Origin of the sequence: Pseudomonas sp. PH1b, from assembly GCF_000633395.1 — a bacterium.
Lineage (GTDB): Bacteria > Pseudomonadota > Gammaproteobacteria > Pseudomonadales > Pseudomonadaceae > Aquipseudomonas.
The window spans coordinates 1-16,568 of record NZ_AYMU01000011.1 but is presented as its reverse complement, the minus strand read 5'-3'; the positions used below and the strand labels follow the sequence as shown (position 1 = coordinate 16,568).

Genomic DNA, 16,568 nt, shown 5'->3' with positions numbered 1-16,568 from the left:
GAAATCGCAGCCATGCCGGAACAAACTATTTGCACCGGACAATAACAATGGATGCGTTCAGCATGCTTACCGTCTTCAGCGAGTCCCATCGCCTGCACCATGGCACCGAGTTGAAGGATGGCGTTCTCAAGCCGTCGTTCGAGCAACCCAGCCGGGCCGATACGGTCCGCGACCGAGTCAGGCACGTGGGGCTCGGCGAGATCATCGCGCCGCGGCGCTTCGAGCGTTCCTGCTACGTCGCCGCCCACAGCGAACGCTACGTGGCCTTCCTGGAACATGCCTGGAGCGAATGGAGCGCCAGCGGCCGCCGCCATGACGCCCTGCCCCTGGTGTGGCCGGTGCGCGACCTGGCCAACCAGCAGGTGCCCGAAGTCATCGACGGCAAGCTCGGCTTTTTCGCCATGGATGCCGGCTCGCCGATCACCGCCACCACCTGGGAGGCCGTGCGCACCAGTGCCGACATCGCCCTCACCGGCCTGGCCCTGATCGGCGAAGGCCAGGACAGCGCCTTTGCCCTGTGCCGCCCGCCGGGCCATCACGCCGCCCGGGAATACATGGGCGGCTACTGCTACCTGAACAACGCCGCCATCGCCGCGCAGCACGCCATCACCCAGGGCGCCCGGCGAGTCGCGGTGCTGGACGTGGACTTCCACCACGGCAACGGCACCCAGAACATCTTCTACGATCGCAGCGACGTGCTGTTCGTCTCGCTGCACGGCGATCCGGCCGTGTCCTACCCCTACTACTCGGGGTTTGCCGACGAGCGCGGCGCAGGGGCCGGCGAAGGCTGCAACCTGAACCTTCCCCTGGCAAAAAACACCACCTGGCCGCGCTACCGCGAGGCACTGACGCAGGCCTGCAAGCAACTGCGGGCGTTCGCCCCGGAGCTGCTGGTGGTGTCCCTGGGCGTGGACACCTTCAAGGACGACCCCATCAGCCACTTCCTTCTCGAAAGCCAGGATTTCCTCGCCATGGGCCAGGTCATCGCCAGCGTGGGCGTGCCGACGCTGTTCGTCATGGAGGGCGGCTACATGGTGGACGAGATCGGCATCAACGCGGTCAACGTGCTGCACGGCCATGCCGACCGCTAGCCCATCACAACCAGGCTTCCAGCCATTTTCAACGTTCTGACGAGAGGGAAATCAACATGACCTTGTTCATCGATGTCGATCACGCCGCGACCTTGTATTCACGCCTGGGCATTGGCCGGGCGATCCGCGAAATGGCCGAGTACATCCAGGCCGACTACCAGCGCTGGGACGCCTTCGAAAAATCCCCGCGCACCGCCAACCACTCGGCCACCGGGGTCATCGAGCTGATGCCCGCCGACGACGGCCGCCAGTACGCCTTCAAGTACGTCAACGGCCATCCGGGCAACCCCGCCCGACAGTTGCTGACGGTGATGGCCTTCGGCGTGCTGGCGGATGTCGACAGCGGCTACCCGCTGCTGCTCAGTGAACTGACCCTGACCACGGCAGTGCGCACGGCCGCCACCTCGGCCCTGGTGGCCCAGTCCCTGGCGCGCCCGGAGTCACGCTGCATGGCCTTGATCGGCAACGGCGCCCAGAGCGAATTCCAGGCCATCGCCTTCCATGAAATGCTCGGCATCAAGCAGCTGCGGATTTTCGACATCGATGCTGCCGCGTCCCGCAAGCTCAAGCACAACCTGCAGGCCTGGCCGGACCTTGAGGTCATCGTCGCCCACTCGGTGCGCGAGGCGGTGAAGGGCGCGGACATTGTCACCACGGTGACCGCGGACAAGGCTTACGCCACCATCCTCACCCCCGACCTGATCGAGCCCGGGATGCACCTCAATGCCGTGGGCGGCGACTGCCCGGGCAAGACCGAGTTGCACGCCGAGATCCTGCGCAGGGCCCGGGTGATCGTCGAGTTCGAACCCCAGACCCGTATCGAAGGCGACATCCAGCAACTGCCCAAGGACTTCCCGGTGACCGAATACTTCCGCATCGCCCAGGGCCTGGAGCCGGGCCGGCAAGGGGCCGAGCAGATCACGGTGTTCGACTCGGTGGGCTTTGCCCTGGAAGACTTCTCGTCCCTGCGCTACCTGCATGACCTGGCCCGGGAACACGCCATTGGCGAGCCGATCCACCTGGTGCCCACGCCGAGCGACATCAAGGACCTGTACCAACTGATTGCGCCGAGCCCTGAAGCATCGGTGGCGCCGGCAGCAAGCGTGCCGCGCCAGATCGCCGCCGGCTGACGGGCAGTTGAACCGGGCGCCCGGCACGGCGCCCGACTCACCGCAGCCCCCGACCTTGATGCACCGAAACAACAACCCCTGCCCCCTCGTACCTGCTCCTGCCAAAACTCGACAACTATAAGACCAAGAGGTTTTGAGATGACTCCAGATCCGCTCCCGGCCCCGGCACGCCCGGCGCTGCAACGCACCCTGCACAATCGTCACATCCAGCTCATGGCCATGGGCGGCGCCATCGGCACCGGGCTGTTCATGGGCTCGGGCAAGATCATCGCCATGTCCGGCACCTCGATCATCCTGATCTACATGATCATCGGCCTGTTCGTGTACCTGGTGATGCGCGCCATGGGCGAGCTGCTGCTGTCGAACCTGTCGTTCAAGAGTTTCGCCGACTTCGCCGGCGCCTACCTGGGACCGCGCGCGGCGTTCTTTCTCGGCTGGTCCTACTGGCTGAGCTGGAGCGTGGCGGTGGTAGGCGATGCGGTGGTGGTGGGCGGCTTCTTCCAGTACTGGTTTCCCCAGGTGCCGGCCTGGATGCCGGCAGTGGCCATGATGCTGACCCTGTTCGCCCTCAATGTGCTCACGGTGAAGCTGTTCGGTGAAGTGGAGTTCTGGTTCGCCATCATCAAGATCATTGCCGTAGTCACCCTGATCGGCGTCAGCCTGGTGCTGATCGCCACGGCCTTCGTCTCACCCTCCGGCGTGACCGCCTCCCTGGGGCACTTGCTGGATCGCCAGGCAGCCTTTCCCAATGGCCTGCTGGGGTTCTTCGCCGGCTTCCAGATGGCGATCTTCTCCTTCGCCGGCACCGAGCTGATCGGCACAGCCGCGGCGGAAACCCGCGACCCTCACCGCACCCTGCCCAAGGCCATCAACGCGATCCCGCTGCGGATCATCCTGTTCTACGTGCTGGCCCTGGCCTGCATCATTGCCGTGACCTCCTGGCAGCAGGTGTCGCCGAACAAGAGCCCGTTCGTCGAGCTGTTCCTGATTGCCGGCTTCCCGGCGGCGGCGGGCATGGTCAATTTCGTGGTGCTGACCTCCGCCGCGTCCTCGGCCAACAGCGGGGTGTTTTCCGCCAGCCGCATGCTCTTCGGCCTGGCCGACCAGGGCAACGCCCCCCGCCTGTTCAAGCGCCTGTCGCGCCATAGCGTGCCAGTCGCCAGCCTGGCCTTCAGTGCCTTGCTGATGCTGCTGGGAGTCCTGCTGCTGTACATCGTCCCCGAGGTGATGACGGCCTTCACCCTGGTGTCCACGGTGTCGGCGATCCTGGTGATCTTCACCTGGTCGACCATCCTTGCGTCCTACATTGCCTACCGCAAAAAGCACCCGGAACTGCACGCCCGCTCGCGCTACAAAATGCCCGGCGGCGTGCCCATGGCCGGCTTCGCCCTGGCCTTCCTGCTGTTCGTCCTGGGGCTGCTGGCCCTGCGCCCGGACACCCGCCTGGCGCTGTGCGTGATGCCGGCGTGGTTCATCTGGCTGGGGATTGCCTACCGCCTCACGGCCGGGCGCAAGGGGCGGGTTCATGGTCAGGCGGCCTACCCGCGCTGACACAAGGCGGCGCCAGGGATGGCGCCGTTGCCTGCATACACATCCTCAGGCTCAGCACATCGTCACATAATGAACCCGGTACTCAGTGTTACCGTCGCGGCTCAGGACCGATTCACTGCCATGGCGCTCGAAACGAGCACCGGCCCGCACCAGCACTTCCAGCTCATGCTTGAGAGGGTCCAGTTCATCGAGCACTGTGCGGCTGGGGCGCCCCTCATAGACAAACACCGGAGTCACGCAAGCAGGGCTGACAGTGATCAGCCACACCTCCTTTTCCAGGTCGTGGCGGGTTTCACACACAGCAACCGCCGCGCTCAAGGACAGGGACAAGGCCCGGTCAGTGGTCAAGCTGTCATTGCCAGAGCACCACATCCCGCCATGAAACAGTACCTGCCCGCCCGACAGCGCAGGGCAGTCCTGCAGTGCACCGTGCGTAGCTTCAACCGCAGCCCGGCACGTGTCGTTCTTGTATCGGCAAAACGGAGAGTCGGCGCTTATCACCGGCATTCTATTGATCCACTGGTCGTACTCCAAAGTATCTTCCAGCACCCATTCCAACTGATTGGGCAGGCCTCCACAGGCTCCGTTGCCAGCAATGGCGTGCATCAAAAAGTCTTCTGCACAGCCGGCAACCAGAGGGGCTCGTGGTGCGGTTCGCCCACTCATCACTTCAGGAAACAAACCTAATCTCTGCTCAAACTCATCCCGACGGTCCTCCTCCTGAAAGGGATAGGGGTCGAAAAAGGGCAACTTGTTCAATGGTCAATCTCCAGAATCGCAATGTGACATGTAGAGCGCGAGCCAGAAGCCCCCGGATCGCCCCCCAGATCGTTAAACCCTGACGGCCTGCAACACCGAGGCATAGTTTGCCACCGCCATGCCACCCATGTTGAACAGCAGCCCGAACTCCGGCGAGCGCGCGGCGAGGCCGATGGGCTCGCCGATCAACTGGCGAAAGCCCAGGGCGTGCATCGACACCCCGGTGGCGCCCACCGGGTGCCCCTTGGCCTTGAGGCCGCCGGAAAGGTTCACCGGCAGGCGTCCGTCGGCATTCACCCAACCCTCGTCCAGGGCCCGATGGCCCTCGCCCTTGGGCGCCAGGCCCATGGCTTCGTAGATCAACAACTCGGCGATGGTGAAGCAGTCATGGACCTCGGCAAAACCCAGTTCGTCCAGGCCCACTCCAGCACCGTGCAAGGCACTCTGGATCGCCAGTTGCGGACCTTCGAAGGCCAGCACGTCGCGCTGCGACATGGGCAGGAAATCATTCACCTGGCTCAGTGCGCGAATCGCCACCTGACGGCGAAACGTTGCGGCGCGCCGGGGCGAGGCCAGGATGATCGCTGCCGCGCCGTCGCTGATCAGCGAACAATCGGTCAGGCGCAGCGGGTCGGCGATCAGCGGGTTGCTCGCCGACACGCTGTTGCAATGGGCAAAGTCCATGGCCCGGTGCATCTGCGCCAGGGGGTTGGCCATGGCATTGGCGTGGTTCTTCACCGCGATCGCCGCCATCGCCGCCAGCGGGCTCTGGTAGCGCTCGGTGTAGCGCTGGGCCACCTGACCGAAGAGTTGCGCAAAGCTCAGGCCGGCCTCCTGCGGATCGTTCTGGTAACCGGCACCGGCCAGGGCCCGGGTGACCTCGGCAGTGCTGTTGCTGGTCATCTTTTCCGCGCCCACCACCAGCACCAGTTCGGCGGCGCCGCTGCGGATCGCGTTGATCCCGGCCTGGATCGCCGCCGAGCCGGAGGCGCAGGCGTTCTCGCAGCGGGTGGCAGGTTTGAAGCGCAACTGTGGATCGGCCTGGAGCATCAGGGAAGCGGGAAAGCCGTCGGGCACCAGGCCGGAGTTGAACTGCCCGAGATACAACGCGTCGATCTGCCCGGCATCGATGGCGGCGTCCACCAGGACGTCGCGGGTGACCTCGACGATCAAGTCTTCCAGGCTGCCATCGAGGCGCCCGAAGCGGGTGTGGGCAGCAGCGACGATGCAAACGGATTCGTGGTTCATGCGCAGGCTCTCCTGTAGGTGTAGCGAGCAGTCCCTGAAATCAACCCGCGCCTGAATCGCACGGGGGAGTGGTCACTATGTATAGCAGCAAGTCCTGCCCGAGCCACGCCAGGGCACGATGATCATCCCGGTCTCTGCTCGACGGCCTGAGCGGCAAGTTGGGCAGGTATTGCACCCCCGCCACCGGAGAACGGATGGGCAAGCCATAAAAGGAGTTGGCGCAGGACAGGCTGACCTGCTCGTAAGGCCCGATTTCCAGCAGATTGTCTTTGGCGTAAGTCAGCCGGAAGACAAAATGCGTGGGTTTCTCCTCACGCGTCATCTGGATGCCGGGCCGGATCATGCCCTGGTTCCAGGAGCAGAAGAACTCTTCATACAGCTGGCTGACCGTCATGCCGACTTGGTTTTATCGTCGGTGGAAGGCTCGAAGTCCGCGGCCTGGTGCATCCAGCCGCGGGATTCAGTGGTCAGGTTGCGTCCCGGCGCACGTCCGATGAACACATTGGTTTCAATCCTCACCTCCTGCAACGTGATCGTGGTATTGCCAGCGTTGTAGAGATAGTAGGTATCTACGCCCTTGCTCTTCTCGAATAGAAACTGCAATCCATTGCTCGACTGTGCTTGCAGCTAGCAGCTCCTGACCGGGGTATTGGTCGCCACGCGAGTGCGCGCGACACTGGCTACCGGAACTAGAACGCTGCAATTGAGCCGTTGTGATGCTGCTTTGCCGGGCGAAGCAGACGAAGTACCGCGCCGGCCTCTACTCCAGCATCGCCCGGGCATCCAGGCGCAGCACGCGCAAGGGCTCGAGCGCGGTGCCCTGCAGGGATTCGCCGCGATAGAGGGCCTGATTGGCCGCAGCCATTTCGGCGCTGCGGTCGGCAACCATTTCGTAGGTCTTGCGCGGCAGGATCTTGCTCCAGCCGTTTTCAAAGGTGTTGTAGGCCAGGGTCAGCGCGGCGGTGAAATAGTGCTGGCCGGACACCGGAACCCGTACCTCCTGGCCCGCCTCATCCAGGGCGATGAAGTGATTGGGCAGGTGTTTCACCCCCAGGCGCTTGAGCACTATCCAGGAGAACGCCGAAGGCACGAAGACCGTGAGCTTTTGCGCAGCAATGGGCGAGTAGCCACGTTCCAGCAGCAACTGGACGATCTCGTCTTCGCTGGCCTCGGGGTGGCCCGCCATCAATTCCAGGGCGTCGAGCACGCCCTGGTGGGCGCTGTCGTGGTCCAGGCAGCAACTGCAGTCTGGCGAGTGTGAATCGTCATGCATGATCGGTCGATGATCCCTATCGGTAATTGAGCGGGCGCAGGATAAACCTTTCAGCCGCTCTACGACCAGCGTGACAGCACCCTGCACAGCCGTTGAATCCGACGCGGAATAAAAATCATTATTGCCTTGCTCGAGGCACTGTACGCATGTACAGTTTGCATAAATGCATATCAATGCATTTGTGCATAGCGATACCCCAAAGCCCATGCCTCTCCACCCTGGATCGGCGCCTTTGGGTATCCACATAAGCTCTCAGCAAAGGTTGATAAACAATGGAAATAGCCCCTACCTTCATCTATGCAAACCCGTCCTACGACTACGGCAGTACTCGAATTGGTTTTATCAGGGTCAACCTGGGCCGGATCAGTCCCGGCAATGAAATCATCGATAGAACCATGGCCGAAGCGCAAAGCTGGCCCAGCCATGACTCCTATGTGGACATCGGGGTCGACTGGGTCACCTATCTGCCCCTGCAATACCTGGAAGCCAGGGGGGAAATTGAAGCCAACGCCAAGTGGGAACTGGAACATCTGGACCAGAACCTGCAAACCGATATCAACGCCCTCAGAAGCGCGGCAGGCCTGGCGGCCAACCCGTCCCCAATCGATCAGATCAAGGTCTCGATTCCCATCCTGCAGCAATTGCTCAAGGAACAGTCGGAGCGACTGGAACAGGCCAAGCAGCAATTGGCCAGCCTGCCGCAGCAGAACTACCTGGCACGAACCAAGGAGAACGTCGTCAAGGACATTCTCAAGGGCGACGGGGAAAACCTGTCCGAGGTCATGGACAACGAAATGGCCGGCCTTACCTTGACCCACAACGTTGCCTCCCTGAACGCTTCGATCCAGAACCTGAACGCCCGCCTGGGCAACTTCGAGGCAGCCAAGACCCTGACGTTCGACAGCACCCTCGAAGACGTGATGAGAGCCAACCAGATCAATACCAAGGAGCGGGTTGCCGCATTTGTCGCACAGGCCGGGCATGAATCGTTGAACCTGACCCGGGTCACGGAGAACCTCAACTACAGCGCGGCAGCGATCATGAACTCCTGGCCCAATCGTTTCACCCCTGCTCAAGCGCAACAGGTGGCCTACCAGCCCCAGCAGATTGCTGAAATTGCCTACGGTGGGCGAATGGGCAATGACCAGCCTGGAGATGGTTTCAAATACCGGGGACGGGGTTATTTTCAGATCTCCGGAAAAGCGATGTACCAGTCGGTAGGACAAGCCCTGGGGCTGGACCTGATCAACCACCCGGAGCTGCTGGAACAACAACCTCACGCCGGTAACTCTGCTGGCCTCTATTGGAGCAACAACAACTTCAATGCAAAAGCCGATGCCGGCAACTTTGTGGGCATCACCCAGGTCATCAATGGCGGCCAAAACGGCGCTGCGGATCGCACCAGCCGCTACAACGCGGTGCTCAACGCACTGAATGCTGTTAAATAGCCGGGCTCGATCGCCCCACACCAGCGCTGAGGGCCGCGGGTTGATCTAGACCCAGGCCATCACCTGCGGGCTCCCGCCGTTCAGTACTCGGGAGCCCGTCTGGCGTTCTAGTGCCGCAAACGCGCCAGGGCTTTCCTGCCCGGTTCCGCCAGCAAAGGTTGCACTTGCGCCCAGGTGAACGACCGATCCAGTTCACAACCATCACCATAGGCCGGCGTCGTCAGCCGGATGCCCTGACGATCGAACGTCAGGTTGTAGCTGTCATTCTCGGCAAGGGCGCTACAGCCCTCTGCGACTTCGACCTGGGAAGCCAGCCACAGCCGCAGTTTGTCTGGCAGTTGCACACTGCCCGAATAAGCATCGTGCCACTGGAACTTCGCGCCGAACCAACTCCAGGGATCGACCTCCTCTGCACTGGACAGATCCCAGGTATGAAAACCCCAACTGATGCCATTGCGCCCGGTACCGGCGGCCCACTGATAGAACCTGAATGTCACCCAGTTCTCCGAGCGGTAGTAAGGCGAGACGACACGTTCATCGACCTCGACCTTGGCGTAGTTCAACAGCGATTGCCGGAGTTGCTCGTAAAAGGCTTGCGCCTGCCCGGGATAGCTGGCCAGCCTCGACAAGTCCGCATTGTGTTTAGGACTGAGATAAATACAGGGGAGTGTGCGTGATAATCATGGGACACTCCTGGATACGCTTGGACGGGATGGGATGGGAGCTGTAAATGTGTTGCAGCAGGTGCAATTAGGTTTAGCCCCGGCCAGAGTCTGGTGATCAGGGCTATAGGCAGAAAGGTAGCGCTCTTTCTTGCTGGTGCCTACTCTTCGTCATCCTCTTCATAGGAGGCGAATAAATCACCCTGGTCGCGGGCAATGATTGCCAGCCGCATTCTTTTAACGACCTTGTACACAAATGCTAGAGACAGATTGTGCTTCATTGCCAGCTCTCGCTGGTTACGTCCCGTCCATTCATCAAAGATTTGCTGATGCAACTTCGAGGCCTGCAGATGGACGCCTTTGGGCATGTAGAGAACCTGCCCTCCCCAGACATTTGCCATCAGCATCGCTACCTCACTGCCATGTGCCTCAGCGAGTTCAGGGCTGATCTCTAGGGTTTCCCTGGCAGACTGAGCCACATGGTCGGCCAAGGTCTGAAGGAGTTCTCCCGGTGCGCTACAAGGCGCTTTCATACGACCTCCTTATTGGTCACACGGCGCTGCCACTGCTTTAGGTTCTCAATCACCCGGCTCGCCTGGGCGACGTTGAGCCACTGCAGTGCAGACACCTTGGTCATGCTTTTTACGAAGTTGGCCAGAGCCTCCTCTGACGGATCGCGAACCGCGCCCAAGTCGTGCAGCTTCAGCCATAACGACCGGATCTTCCGGGACTGCTCATCGTTGGCCCGTGGCCGCGTTCCGACCTTGTTTGGACGGGGCTTAAAGCCCCGCTGCTTGAGCTGCTCCAAAACCCTTTGCAGGTTTGGAACACTCAAGTCAGCGCTCGATGTCGCGCCGTCCAATCCGGACATTCCAGACAACATCAGTCGATAGGTCTCGTCATCCATGCGCATCTCACGCCGCGCAACATGGATCAGCTTGATATACCGCAACCTGGTCGGATTAGTGGGCGCGGTGTTCATGCCCAACCTCCGCGTTCCATCAGGTCAATAGCGGCCTGCTGGGGATCTTCGATATCGCCATAGGACAGGTCACGAATGAAGTCTTCCAGCTCACTCCTGTCGTCAATGGCGTTCCCCGCCGCCCAAGCAGCAACGCGAAGCCCGCCAATCTCTCGCGGAATATCGTTGCCCATGCCCTCCACAACGAGGGTGTCATAGCTCTCTTTCTTGCTCATATCACGCGCCCTCCGGTGTGATTCGCCACTTGCTATGCAGGCGACCCGTTGGCACACACTCAAGACGCTCGATGTTACTGGGTCGTTCAGGAAACAGCTTTTCAGCCAACCGCTTTACTGGGTACTCGTAGTCATAGGTGCACGACACTCGTTTGCCGTGCACGGTGCTGGTGACATAGCCGTTCCAGTCCTGGCGCACCGAAATTTCAATCGGGATGAGTTGCAGCACTGAGCGCACGGGATGCCTCACACAACCGGCACGCCCATTCCGCGAGTACTCGACTAAATCACCACTCTTGAGGCTGGTCAGGTTGGTGACCTTGCACCCTCCCCAGACATCGGTCTGGTATGGACGGCTTTCGGTGACGAAACCTTCTTCGTCGACGGTCCACACCAGGAAGTCCTGATGATGATCTTGGAATTCAATAAGAGTCTTGCTCATGTCAATCCCCCTGGAACTCAAGATCGAGATCCACCTCGACATCCGCGCTTACCAAACGAATGCCACACCACCCGAAAGCTGAACCCTTCACTGTTCCACCCCAGCCTTCTTCGTTTTGCAGGTTGTCACGCGTCCAGTATCCAGCGCTCTCATCATCGACACAGACACCGCCGCCAATCTCCAGAAAGGCGTAGGTCAGGTGTTTGGCCGCCATCTTTATGACGGCCATGACAACATCATCATCCTCATCGCTGATGCGATATTCAGCGTCGCTCCAAAATCCGTTGATCTCTGTGGCACGTTCTTTAGTCAGAATGTCGTGGTCGACTTCCAGAGTGATGCTCCATTCCTTCCAGCTGTCCACCAGCGTGTATTTCTTGAGGTTGGCCATTTCACACCCCCGCCAAAGTCAGGTTGATAGGCAAGTACTGGTCGGTATTGCCCTGGCGCTTATAGACCCGGATGTACACGGCAGTGCCGTTGACCTGGATGGAGTCTTTCAGCGCTTGCATAGCTCTTTTCCAGTCGGGGTCGTCGATCTCTACACGCAACAAACTGAGCACATCCTTGACCATCAGTTGCCCCTGGCGGTTGGCTCTGAATGCGCGATCAACCAGCACCCGCAGGTGGCTGTTGGCGCCCTCGGACCAGGCACTGATGCATTGGTTGATCAGCTCTTTGGCAGCGAGGATTTCCTCGGTAAAGACAACCTTGTCAGCATAGGCCCGCTCGATCTTGAACTCGCCGTCGTAGGTGGTGATGGAGACGTTGCCCTTCTGACCGCCAAGCGTTACGCCGTAGCGCTCTGATGAAACGGCCACCAGATCGGCAACATCGGCCAATGCTTTTTTCTTAAAGCGAGCCAAAGCTGCGCTGAGCTGCTCAGCCTCAGTGCCGAGATCACGGGCGACACAATCACGGAGCTTGTCGTGTTCGCGCACCTGGTCAACCGGAACCAGGTGGCCAATGGCATTGCGAACGAAGCCCGCAGGAATGGTGATATCAGTCATGGCGTTGTTCCTTCTGGAGACTCGCTGCAGCGCGGTCGAGCCGGTCAATTTCAGCGAGGATCAAGGCACCAGCCTTGACCAGGTTTCGGCGTTGGTCGCGAGGCCTCCAGGACGCGGCCATCCAAGGCCAAGCCTCTGGAACAATGCGCATGACGCCCTCGATTTCAGTGGCCTGGACGAATGCTTCGGCGGCGTAACAAGCAGCTGCGATTGCGAGATCACCATTGATGTACTCGTCATCCTGCTCGGGATAGAAGCATTCCACCTGGATCTGGCGGATACGCTCGGCCAGTACGCTCTGCAGGGACGCGGGCGCCTTTTGCGCGTATTCCGTTTCGCTGAAGGCCGCGTGGTCCGCTGCAATCAACTGATAGATGTCACGGATCACGCTGACATCCTCAATCGCACCGTCAAATGCTTGATCCACGATCCAGGCAAGTAGGTGTTCATTGATCTCAGCAGGCATGCTGCCGACAGACAGGCCATAACGATCAATGTGTTTGAGTAACAAGGAAACGTGTTCCATCGTCTCTACCCAAAACATGGTTGGGCTTTCATTCTCGACCGCATGGCGCAAGGCCTTAATGGCCACGGTTAGGGACTGGCTCATCAATGCACCTGCCTTACGGATTGGGCCGCTTTCTGTTGTTGCTCGTAATACGCTGCGAGGCGCTGCAACTCGTGGTGGGTGTCGCAAAAATTTCCGGCAATCTGCAGCTTGGCCAGCCTCACCAAAACACTGTCCAATTTATGGACGTACGCTTTCAGCTGAATGATCTGCTGGTCTTTGCTGAACAGCTCGTCGTTCATGCGCTTAAGTTCGGCGCGAACCTGCTGGTCATCAAGGAGATCCGGGTTGCAGAGGGTTGAACATGCGTGGACGATGGTGTCACTCATGATCCTGCTCCTTCACCTGGGTGTACCAGGCGACATCAACCCCGCGTACTGTCACTGTATTACGAGTGAACCGACCAGCAGGCGAGTAGCTAATCCGACGCAGCTCATGCCCAAAACGCCGTAGAAACAGCTCAACGCTGGACTGGTCGATAAAGATCTTGTTGTCCACAAACACCAGGTGCTTGATCGTGATACCGGCCTCGCGGATTTCACGGGTCAACTCGTTGAAGGCCGACAGCTTCACCGGGAACTCCTCCGCCAAGATGCTGGGCGGTTGTGGCGGTTGAGTACCTACCAGATACAAAGCGGCCATCTCACACCCCCTTCACAACATCAGCGGTGATCAATGGCACGCCCAACTGGGCGGCCAGATTCATCGCAGCGATGACCAAGTTGCCAATGGCCAGTGGATACAGTCGTGAGACTGTTTCATCACTGCCGCCACGCTTGCTTGGCTGAGACAGACGCTCAGCAATGGCCTGGATACCGCTGGCGTCAATGACCTCGCTGAGCACCTTGCCCGCACGGTCAAATCGAAACTTCAGGAACTCTCCCAGCCGCTCGCCGTCAATCGGTTGCATGGTGACCCGCTCACACCGTTGTACAACCTCACGCACATCGGCGTTGCGCTCGCTGAGTTTCACGTTCAGCTCGGGCTGGCCGATCATGATGATGCTGACCAACTTAGTGAAACCGACTTCCAGCTCAAGAATGCGCTTGAGGTGCTTGAGCGTCGGGATCGGCAGGCTGTGAGCCTCCTCGATCACCAGGCAGTGGCGATACCCGGCCGCATGGGACTCTTTCAAAGCCTTGTGCAGTTGGGCGAAACGCGCCTCGGGGCTGCTCTTGGGTTTCGCCAGCGGCGCGACCGCCGCCATCATCGACTCGGCGATATGAGTACTTTTTAAGGTCTTGCCCTTTGTATCGTTGTCCTCGGACGCCAGGACATAGGGAGCGATGATGATCACGGACTCACCGGTTTCGGCGATTCGGTTCTCAAGATCACGGCGCAGCGTGCTTTTACCTGCGCCCGACTCTCCCACAACAGCGAGGAAACCGCCGTGACGTGCCGTCTGATACATGAACTCACGGACGTAGCGGATTTCAGGGCTGAGCCACATGTCCTGAGCGCACTGCAGCTCATCGAACGGATCGCTGAACAAGCCGAAGGCTTTACGGGTATTTGGCTGTAGCGTCTGCTTTGGCAGTAACATAGGTTCGTCCTCCCCGGACGGCTCTTCATTAAGGGCCGGATCTGCCGTGTTGGCGCACGGCAGATCCACTTCTTCAAAGGCGTTAGCGATATCGGCATCGTTGGCACCAGATTCGGTCAGGAACACACGAATGCGCCCCTGCAGTTCGGCGCTGTCCAAACTGCGTGGCCATTGGCCGTGGTTCAGCAGCTGGGCAATCGTGGCTTCACTGAGACTCAGCGACTCAGCCAAGGCTGCCTGCGGACGGCCGACCCCTTGTAAAATTTGCTTCAGCTTCAGCATCATTGACCTCCAACGGCGCGTACCAGACTGAGTGCTGTGCGCGGGGCTTCAGCTGGACGCTTAAGCTCAGCCTCCACGACGTCTAGCTTCTCCAGGGGAACGCCCTCGGGGTATTCCTGCTGCAGCCAGCGAAAGGATTCGGCAGACCAGAGGTTTGCCAAGCGAGGTTGAAGCAACTTCGCCGCCTCGACGTGGGTCAGCAGTGCATGTTCCACGGTCGGTGCGTTGACGTTCAGCGATGTGCCACGGCGCGGCATGTAGGCCGGTAACACTGTGTCGCTGACGTGTTTGTGAGGATCGATCAAACCGCCGAACGGAACGGTTTTGGCCTTGCGTGCGGCTTCAGCGTCAGCCTGATTGGTGGTGCCTGTGGCGATTTGTTCCAGGACCTTGCGCGATACCTGAGCCGGAGTTTCAGCGTGGCTTTTGTACTGTTCACCGATAGTGGCCGAGGTCTGTGCAAACCCGAACTGATCGAGGCCGATCCGTTCGATGACGTGGTATTGCTCGCGCCCATCCTCACCAACCAGAACGGCAATGGCGGCATCTTTGTCACGCCAGCAGTTGCGGGTAATCAGCAGCTTTTCACCGACCATGACACCCGGCACCGTGCTGACATCGAACTGATCGCCACGAAACGAGATCCGCAACAGGTTGCTGACAGTGCGGTATTCCGGCGTACTGACCGCCAGCTCGCGGCAAACCTCGACGCTCGGTGCCAAGCGCAGCTCTTCCTCTCTGATCAACTGCCACACGCCATAGCGAGTGCGCCGGGTGCGGGTATGAATCGCAGTCGCGTTGTAATAGCGCATCCACTGACCGGCCCAGGTGTTGATTTGCTCCAGGCTATGCGCGGGCTGAAACTTCAGAGCGCTTTCAAACTCGCGTTCAACGATATTGTGCGCTTGTTCTACCTGCCCCTTGGCCCGTGCGTTGCCAACCTGGTTGATGATCAGGTCGATGGACATGGCCCGGCACAGGTTGCGGAAAATGCCACTGGTCATGGCTGCACCGGGGTCGGTCATCAACATCCAGGGCACGCCGTGGAACGGGTCCGATTCGTGGCGCTTCTGCATAGCGTTGATCAACACTGCGCACAGATTCTCGGCCGACTCGGCACCCAGCACATACTCCAAGTACAAGGTGCCGCTGGTGTGGTCGGTGATCACATAGCGCCACAGGCGCTGGCGTTCGATCTTCTTCAAGTTGCCGGGTTTGCCGTCATAGAACTCGGCCTTGTTCATAGCCTGCGCGCCATTGTTCGCGAGGTAGAACTGCGTCGAAATCGAGGCGTCAACTTGCCAAACATGGTTGGGGTGATTACTGGCCAGCGATACCGCTGGTGCGTCCTGGAGAAGCTGTTCAGGGTGCAGTTTGTAACTTTTCAGGGCACGACTGATGGCACCGTTTGTCAGCGGTTGAAACAGCCCCGTGGCTTCATCAACTCGACCCGCCAGGATCAGCCCATTGCTACGCAGACGCTCAACGGCGCGCTCAATGGTAGAAAGTTGTTTGTTGTTGGCGCGGATCGACTCCAACAACACAGCCGATATCTTCTGCGCTTCTTCCAGCGGCAATGCGCTCGAACCGGCATCACTACGGCGTTTGCGTGGCTTGGTCACTGAGACCTCCTTCAGCTTGCGCTGCAGGGTTTGGATTGATATGCCCAGCTCGGTCGCGCCTGCCTTATAGATAGCGGTACGTTGACCATGTGGGGCGTTAGCTGCCCGTTGGGCAATTTGGGCCAGAAGCTGGGTCTGAACCGGATTCATGTTCAGGCCTCTTCCGCAGCCATCCAAACTGGGGCGGTATCGGCCTGGCGTGCAGGCAGATGAAATTCACTGCGAATGCTGGCGAGGACGACTTCCAACTGATGGATCAGACCAGCTTGAAAGGTTCGATGGTCCTGGCCTGCCTCGATGGCGTGTTCCGCCATTTTCATGAAGCCTTCGCGCAACTTACCCAATGAAGTCGATTCGACCTCAAAAGCCAGCTCTGAAACTTCAGTACGCAACTCCTTGATAACCACATCTAGAGGCTGGCCTTGGATTCGCTTACGGACCACGGCAAGTTCATCCTTGGCCTGCTGCAGATCATTGGAGCGCTTCGCCAGCACTTCACCTTGCGCCTTGGAATTTTCGCGAGAGTCGCGGAGCGCGGCGCGCAGCTCGCGGCTGGTCATCCGGTCGATCTCATCCAATGTGAGCCCTGCAAGCGTTCCTCCTTCAGTTAGTGCTGCAAGCTCATCATCATCTTCGAGCATCAAATCGTAGAGCTTGGTTTTCCCCAAATGCGAAATCGATTTCGCATTTTCGATCAGTGTCGGTGACAGGAATTTCATCGGTAAGCGAGTGGTGAATACGC

The 16,568-nt window shown here is 59.8% G+C and carries 21 protein-coding genes and 1 pseudogene; 4 read left to right on the top strand and 18 right to left on the bottom strand.

Annotated elements, in window-relative coordinates:
- Positions 1 to 62 precede the first annotated feature (62 nt).
- The 3 genes from U873_RS0118860 to U873_RS0118850 all read left to right on the top strand — a co-directional run bounded on the left by U873_RS0118860 (position 63) and on the right by U873_RS0118850 (position 3,772).
- The gene (locus U873_RS0118860) at positions 63 to 1,091 is read left to right on the top strand and encodes a histone deacetylase family protein (RefSeq protein ID WP_025129716.1); all 1,029 of its coding nucleotides are present in this window, start codon (positions 63 to 65) and stop codon (positions 1,089 to 1,091) included.
- A 56-nt stretch (positions 1,092 to 1,147) separates the two neighbouring features.
- Positions 1,148 to 2,221: an ornithine cyclodeaminase gene (locus U873_RS0118855; RefSeq protein ID WP_025129715.1), complete on the top strand. Its 1,074-nt coding sequence runs from the start codon at positions 1,148 to 1,150 to the stop codon at positions 2,219 to 2,221.
- Between the two features lie 138 nt (positions 2,222 to 2,359).
- Complete coding sequence (locus tag U873_RS0118850; protein ID WP_025129714.1) at positions 2,360 to 3,772, top strand: amino acid permease; 1,413 nt, start codon at positions 2,360 to 2,362, stop codon at positions 3,770 to 3,772.
- A 51-nt stretch (positions 3,773 to 3,823) separates the two neighbouring features.
- On the opposite strand, the gene U873_RS0118845 is transcribed toward U873_RS0118850, so the two are convergent.
- From U873_RS0118845 to U873_RS0118825, 5 genes are all read right to left on the bottom strand, one after another.
- On the bottom strand, positions 3,824 to 4,531 hold the full coding sequence (locus U873_RS0118845; protein WP_025129713.1) for a hypothetical protein: 708 nt from the start codon (positions 4,529 to 4,531) through the stop codon (positions 3,824 to 3,826).
- A gap of 72 nt (positions 4,532 to 4,603) precedes the next feature.
- Positions 4,604 to 5,779, bottom strand: a complete 1,176-nt coding sequence (locus U873_RS0118840; RefSeq protein WP_025129712.1) for an acetyl-CoA acetyltransferase — start codon at positions 5,777 to 5,779, stop codon at positions 4,604 to 4,606.
- A 40-nt stretch (positions 5,780 to 5,819) separates the two neighbouring features.
- Complete coding sequence (locus U873_RS0118835; RefSeq protein ID WP_025129711.1) at positions 5,820 to 6,173, bottom strand: hypothetical protein; 354 nt, start codon at positions 6,171 to 6,173, stop codon at positions 5,820 to 5,822.
- Positions 6,170 to 6,382: a hypothetical protein gene (locus U873_RS0118830; protein WP_025129710.1), complete on the bottom strand. Its 213-nt coding sequence runs from the start codon at positions 6,380 to 6,382 to the stop codon at positions 6,170 to 6,172. The genes U873_RS0118835 and U873_RS0118830 overlap by 4 nt, the downstream gene beginning before the upstream one ends.
- Positions 6,383 to 6,539: 157 nt before the next feature.
- Positions 6,540 to 7,052, bottom strand: a complete 513-nt coding sequence (locus tag U873_RS0118825) for a hypothetical protein (protein WP_025129709.1) — start codon at positions 7,050 to 7,052, stop codon at positions 6,540 to 6,542.
- 272 nt (positions 7,053 to 7,324) lie between these two features.
- Here U873_RS0118825 and U873_RS37085 point away from each other — a divergent pair, with 272 nt between their 5' ends.
- On the top strand, positions 7,325 to 8,500 hold the full coding sequence (locus tag U873_RS37085) for a glycoside hydrolase family 19 protein (RefSeq protein ID WP_025129708.1): 1,176 nt from the start codon (positions 7,325 to 7,327) through the stop codon (positions 8,498 to 8,500).
- A 107-nt stretch (positions 8,501 to 8,607) separates the two neighbouring features.
- Here the strand turns inward: U873_RS37085 and U873_RS34430 are convergent, their stop codons facing one another.
- From U873_RS34430 to U873_RS0118755, 13 genes and pseudogenes are all read right to left on the bottom strand, one after another.
- Positions 8,608 to 9,063, bottom strand: coding sequence for a hypothetical protein (locus U873_RS34430; RefSeq protein ID WP_157838104.1), 456 nt, complete (start codon positions 9,061 to 9,063; stop codon positions 8,608 to 8,610).
- 260 nt (positions 9,064 to 9,323) lie between these two features.
- Positions 9,324 to 9,695 (bottom strand): Mor transcription activator family protein, encoded by a 372-nt coding sequence (locus U873_RS0118810; protein WP_025129706.1) that lies wholly within the window; start codon positions 9,693 to 9,695, stop codon positions 9,324 to 9,326.
- Complete coding sequence (locus tag U873_RS0118805) at positions 9,692 to 10,144, bottom strand: gp16 family protein (RefSeq protein WP_025129705.1); 453 nt, start codon at positions 10,142 to 10,144, stop codon at positions 9,692 to 9,694. The genes U873_RS0118810 and U873_RS0118805 overlap by 4 nt, the downstream gene beginning before the upstream one ends.
- Entirely contained in the window at positions 10,141 to 10,359 is a 219-nt protein-coding gene (locus U873_RS0118800) for a hypothetical protein (protein ID WP_025129704.1), read from the bottom strand. Before U873_RS0118800 ends, U873_RS0118805 begins: the two co-directional genes overlap by 4 nt.
- A gap of 1 nt (position 10,360) precedes the next feature.
- On the bottom strand, positions 10,361 to 10,801 hold the full coding sequence (locus U873_RS0118795; RefSeq protein WP_025129703.1) for a hypothetical protein: 441 nt from the start codon (positions 10,799 to 10,801) through the stop codon (positions 10,361 to 10,363).
- A gap of 1 nt (position 10,802) precedes the next feature.
- Positions 10,803 to 11,192, bottom strand: coding sequence for a DUF2528 family protein (locus U873_RS34425; protein ID WP_025129702.1), 390 nt, complete (start codon positions 11,190 to 11,192; stop codon positions 10,803 to 10,805).
- A 1-nt stretch (position 11,193) separates the two neighbouring features.
- Positions 11,194 to 11,811, bottom strand: a complete 618-nt coding sequence (locus U873_RS0118785; protein WP_025129701.1) for a DUF3164 family protein — start codon at positions 11,809 to 11,811, stop codon at positions 11,194 to 11,196.
- Positions 11,804 to 12,421 carry a hypothetical protein gene (locus U873_RS37260; protein ID WP_025129700.1) on the bottom strand — a complete coding sequence of 206 codons (618 nt, stop codon included), beginning with the start codon at positions 12,419 to 12,421 and terminating at the stop codon, positions 11,804 to 11,806. Before U873_RS37260 ends, U873_RS0118785 begins: the two co-directional genes overlap by 8 nt.
- The gene (locus tag U873_RS0118775; protein WP_025129699.1) at positions 12,421 to 12,708 is read right to left on the bottom strand and encodes a hypothetical protein; all 288 of its coding nucleotides are present in this window, start codon (positions 12,706 to 12,708) and stop codon (positions 12,421 to 12,423) included. The genes U873_RS37260 and U873_RS0118775 overlap by 1 nt, the downstream gene beginning before the upstream one ends.
- On the bottom strand, positions 12,701 to 13,021 hold the full coding sequence (locus tag U873_RS0118770) for a hypothetical protein (RefSeq protein WP_025129698.1): 321 nt from the start codon (positions 13,019 to 13,021) through the stop codon (positions 12,701 to 12,703). Before U873_RS0118770 ends, U873_RS0118775 begins: the two co-directional genes overlap by 8 nt.
- Position 13,022: 1 nt before the next feature.
- A complete protein-coding gene (locus tag U873_RS0118765; RefSeq protein WP_025129697.1) occupies positions 13,023 to 14,204 on the bottom strand; it encodes an ExeA family protein in 1,182 nt (393 codons plus the stop codon).
- Positions 14,204 to 15,976: a DDE-type integrase/transposase/recombinase gene (locus U873_RS0118760; protein WP_025129696.1), complete on the bottom strand. Its 1,773-nt coding sequence runs from the start codon at positions 15,974 to 15,976 to the stop codon at positions 14,204 to 14,206. Before U873_RS0118760 ends, U873_RS0118765 begins: the two co-directional genes overlap by 1 nt.
- 2 nt (positions 15,977 to 15,978) lie before the next feature.
- Positions 15,979 to 16,568 (bottom strand): annotated as a pseudogene (locus U873_RS0118755) (DUF3102 domain-containing protein); the annotation flags it as partial.

Coding starts and splice junctions, on each gene's coding strand:
- U873_RS0118860 (WP_025129716.1), top strand. CDS start 63: ATGCTTACCGTCTTCAGCGAGTCCCATCGCCTGCACCATGGCACCGAG.
- U873_RS0118855 (WP_025129715.1), top strand. CDS start 1,148: ATGACCTTGTTCATCGATGTCGATCACGCCGCGACCTTGTATTCACGC.
- U873_RS0118850 (WP_025129714.1), top strand. CDS start 2,360: ATGACTCCAGATCCGCTCCCGGCCCCGGCACGCCCGGCGCTGCAACGC.
- U873_RS0118840 (WP_025129712.1), bottom strand. CDS start 5,779: ATGAACCACGAATCCGTTTGCATCGTCGCTGCTGCCCACACCCGCTTC.
- U873_RS0118835 (WP_025129711.1), bottom strand. CDS start 6,173: ATGACGGTCAGCCAGCTGTATGAAGAGTTCTTCTGCTCCTGGAACCAG.
- U873_RS0118825 (WP_025129709.1), bottom strand. CDS start 7,052: ATGCATGACGATTCACACTCGCCAGACTGCAGTTGCTGCCTGGACCAC.
- U873_RS37085 (WP_025129708.1), top strand. CDS start 7,325: ATGGAAATAGCCCCTACCTTCATCTATGCAAACCCGTCCTACGACTAC.
- U873_RS0118810 (WP_025129706.1), bottom strand. CDS start 9,695: ATGAAAGCGCCTTGTAGCGCACCGGGAGAACTCCTTCAGACCTTGGCC.
- U873_RS0118805 (WP_025129705.1), bottom strand. CDS start 10,144: ATGAACACCGCGCCCACTAATCCGACCAGGTTGCGGTATATCAAGCTG.
- U873_RS0118800 (WP_025129704.1), bottom strand. CDS start 10,359: ATGAGCAAGAAAGAGAGCTATGACACCCTCGTTGTGGAGGGCATGGGC.
- U873_RS0118795 (WP_025129703.1), bottom strand. CDS start 10,801: ATGAGCAAGACTCTTATTGAATTCCAAGATCATCATCAGGACTTCCTG.
- U873_RS34425 (WP_025129702.1), bottom strand. CDS start 11,192: ATGGCCAACCTCAAGAAATACACGCTGGTGGACAGCTGGAAGGAATGG.
- U873_RS0118785 (WP_025129701.1), bottom strand. CDS start 11,811: ATGACTGATATCACCATTCCTGCGGGCTTCGTTCGCAATGCCATTGGC.
- U873_RS37260 (WP_025129700.1), bottom strand. CDS start 12,421: ATGAGCCAGTCCCTAACCGTGGCCATTAAGGCCTTGCGCCATGCGGTC.
- U873_RS0118775 (WP_025129699.1), bottom strand. CDS start 12,708: ATGAGTGACACCATCGTCCACGCATGTTCAACCCTCTGCAACCCGGAT.
- U873_RS0118770 (WP_025129698.1), bottom strand. CDS start 13,021: ATGGCCGCTTTGTATCTGGTAGGTACTCAACCGCCACAACCGCCCAGC.
- U873_RS0118765 (WP_025129697.1), bottom strand. CDS start 14,204: ATGCTGAAGCTGAAGCAAATTTTACAAGGGGTCGGCCGTCCGCAGGCA.
- U873_RS0118760 (WP_025129696.1), bottom strand. CDS start 15,976: ATGAATCCGGTTCAGACCCAGCTTCTGGCCCAAATTGCCCAACGGGCA.